Origin of the sequence: Stenotrophomonas sp. SrG, assembly GCF_050031795.1 — a bacterium.
GTDB classification, from domain to species: Bacteria; Pseudomonadota; Gammaproteobacteria; order Xanthomonadales; family Xanthomonadaceae; genus Stenotrophomonas; species Stenotrophomonas rhizophila_A.
Genome location: NZ_JBNBBE010000140.1, coordinates 1 through 292, shown reverse-complemented (window position 1 = coordinate 292; position 292 = coordinate 1). Strand labels below are relative to the sequence as shown.

The window sequence follows — 292 nt, the reverse complement described above, 5'->3', positions numbered from 1 at the left end:
TTGGTGGATTCGGCCAAGCCAATCGGGATCATGAAGCACAGCTGGGCCACAATGATTGCGATCTGGTGCGAGGCCGCCTCGGTGGCGCCCAGGCGACCGATCAGCAGGGCGGTAACGATGAACAGCCCGCACTCCATCAGCACCGTGATGCCGATCGGCAGGCCGGTACGCAGCAGGTCCCAGATCGCCGCCCAGCGCGGCAGATCCAGGTGCGAGAACAGTTCAAAATGGGCAAAGCGCTTGGTCTTCCACAGGTAGCCGGCAAAGCACAGCGCCTGGATCCACATCATGG

The 292-nt window shown here is 62.3% G+C and carries 1 protein-coding gene; it reads right to left on the bottom strand.

Annotated elements, in window-relative coordinates; all coding sequences use genetic code 11:
- Nucleotides 1-292: MATE family efflux transporter (locus ACQG3P_RS19300; RefSeq protein ID WP_426805938.1), on the bottom strand; the 292-nt coding region annotated here is incomplete at both ends.